This window comes from Pseudomonas sp. P4_C3, assembly GCF_056402075.1.
This window is the reverse complement of the sequence record NZ_JBFUIC010000457.1, coordinates 1-2,671: the sequence shown is the minus strand read 5'-3', so window position 1 is coordinate 2,671 and position 2,671 is coordinate 1. Positions and strand designations below refer to the sequence as shown.

3 protein-coding genes are annotated in these 2,671 nt (G+C 55.7%); 2 read left to right on the top strand and 1 reads right to left on the bottom strand.

From position 1 onward, the window contains the following. Positions 1-509, top strand: a 509-nt coding sequence (locus AC1DVH_RS29255) for an aldehyde dehydrogenase family protein (protein WP_477756717.1), incomplete at its 5' end; no start/stop codon positions are given. Between the two features lie 54 nt (positions 510-563). Here AC1DVH_RS29255 and AC1DVH_RS29250 read toward each other — a convergent pair. After that, complete coding sequence (locus tag AC1DVH_RS29250) at positions 564-1,439, bottom strand: LysR family transcriptional regulator (RefSeq protein WP_477756716.1); 876 nt, start codon at positions 1,437-1,439, stop codon at positions 564-566. 147 nt (positions 1,440-1,586) lie between these two features. Here AC1DVH_RS29250 and AC1DVH_RS29245 point away from each other — a divergent pair. Further along, a partial coding sequence (locus tag AC1DVH_RS29245) for an NAD(P)/FAD-dependent oxidoreductase (protein WP_477756715.1) occupies positions 1,587-2,671 on the top strand: 1,085 nt, incomplete at its 3' end.

The window sequence follows — 2,671 nt, the reverse complement described above, 5'->3', positions numbered from 1 at the left end:
ACAAAGTGAAGGGCTACGTGGACGAAGGTGTTGAATCCGGGGCCGAGTTGGTCGTCGATGGTCGTGGGCTTCAGGTAACCAACAACGAAAATGGCTTCTTCCTGGGTGGATGCCTATTCGACCGCGTGACGCCTGAAATGCGCATCTACAAGGAAGAGATTTTCGGTCCCGTGCTGTGCATCGTACGCGTAGCGAGCCTTGAACAGGCCATGCAACTCATCAACGATCACGAGTACGGCAACGGTACTTGCATCTTCACTCGCGACGGTGAAGCTGCGCGCTTGTTCTGTGACGAAATCGAAGTCGGCATGGTGGGTGTGAACGTTCCGCTACCGGTTCCGGTGGCGTACCACAGCTTTGGCGGCTGGAAGCGCTCGCTGTTTGGCGATCTTCATGCGTATGGTCCGGATGGTGTTCGTTTCTACACGCGTCGCAAGGCGATCACACAGCGCTGGCCACAACGTGCCAGCCATGAGGCTGCGCAGTTCGCGTTTCCAAGTAACAGTTAAGGGAAAGGAGCCCGCCTATGGCGGGCTCCTGACTCCTCACCCCGTCCGCAGAGATTAACGAAGCTCCGACTCCAGCCAAGTGCAAAAGGCTTGTGCAGCCCCTGATAGCGGCTTGTTGTGCGGCTTCAGCAAGTAGAACCCAGCAAGACACTCAATGCTCTGATCGAGCGGCGACACGAGCTGTCCACGCAGCCTGGATTTCTCCACGAGTTCCTCGTTAAGCAGACACACGCCTGCGTTTTCAATGGCCATGCTCGCCGCGATTGCGTAACTGTCGACGTAGAAACGCTGATAGTTTTCTGCCTCACCTTGCGGGTAAGTAGCCAACCAGTCGCTCCAGCCATTGGGTGTGCCCAACACATCGATCAAGGGCAGGCTGAGCAATCCCCCGGCACTTCGAAGTTTGGCAGCAACGTCCAGTGAGCAGTACGGTTTCAGCTCAGTTGAGAGCAGCTGTTGGATGTCGTACTGCTGCCAGTTACCCGCACCATAGCGAATCTCCAGCTCTGCGCTGGAAGGTGGCGCATCCGCCTCCCAGTTAACACCGTACATGCGAAGAGAAATTTGCGGATACAGCTCAGCAAAGCGTTCCATGCGGGGGGCGAGCCACAGCTGCGCAAAAGAGTTGTTGACGCTCAATTCAAGTACGCCTTGGGCGACCGAGCTGAAGATGTTGTTCATCCCTTGGTGCATGTGCCAAAGGCCTTCCCGGACCACTGCCAAATACGCCCGCCCCGATACGGTCAGCTGGATCGAACGTGTTTGCCTTAGGAATAGCGCCTTGCCAAGTTTGTGTTCGAGCAATTTTATCTGCTGGCTGACCGCCGACTGGCTCATGTTCAGTTCAATTGCCGCAGCAGAAAAACTCAAATGCCGCCCGACTGATTCAAACGTCCGAAGYCAGTTGAGCTGAAGATTGGTCAACGACATCGCGGCACCCCGGCATAAGCCCTACTTATAAATGACACTGGTATACATCGTTTGTAGTGCCATCTCAAGCGCCTTAGCATCGAATCCAGACGCCCGGAGCCCCGGCGAATCACGTCTCCAATAGACCCGTCAAAGGATCCCCCCGAGATGAAATCGGAAGCCAAAGTTTTAGTGATTGGTGGTGGTATTACTGGTGTGAGCACGCTTTACCATCTGGCCAAATCCGGCTGGACGGATGTCATGCTGGTGGAGAAGCTTGAACTGACATCTGGATCAACCTGGCACGCCGCGGGCAACCTTCCTTCGTTCAGTACCAGCCTGAACATCATGAAGCTTCAGAAAAACAGCATCGAGCTGTATCAACAACTCGCGGAACAGACTGGTCAATCGGTCGGCCACCATCAAACAGGTTCGATCCGGCTTGCGCATACCAAAGAACGTCTGGATGAGTTCAAGCGGGTAGCAGGCCTGGCCACACTCGCCGGTTTGACTGGCGTCGAAGTTGTCGACAATGAACGCTTGAAGGAACTGCATCCCTTCCTGGACACCACCGGTTTGCTGGGCGGGCTTTGGGACCCGTATGACGGTCATATCGATCCTACCAGTGTGACCAATGCCATGGCTCAATTGGCACGTGGTTACGGCGCTACCATTGTTCGGCACAATCCGGTTACCGCGATTACTCAACTCGCCGACAAAAAATGGGAAGTGACTACCGAACAAGGTGTCATTCACGCAGACATTATCGTGAACGCCGCAGGCTTCAGAGCAAATGAAGTGGCCGCCATGATCGGCCATCAGTTTCCAATCTGTTCTCTGGAACATCAGTATCTGGTCACTGACAATATTCCAGCCCTGGTGGACAGATCCAACCTTCTGCCCCTGCTTCGCGATCCCGATATTTCCTACTACCTTCGCCAGGAAGGGAAAGGGCTGATACTCGGCCCCTACGAGCGCGAGCCGGTGGCCTGGGCAGTCGACGGCGTTCCAGCGACGTTCGGTCAGGAACTGCTGCAACCCGAACTGAACCGTCTCGAAGAAATCATCGGTGCAGCGATGGAACAAGTGGGGATAATCGGTGACGGCGGGATCAAGACCGTGGTCAATGGCCCTATCGTGTACACCCCGGATGGGCTTCCCCTACTCGGGCCCGTGCACGGCTACGACAACTACTTCGCTTGCGCAGGGTTCAGTTTCGGGATCACTCAGGGTGGCGGCGCGGGCCGTTACCT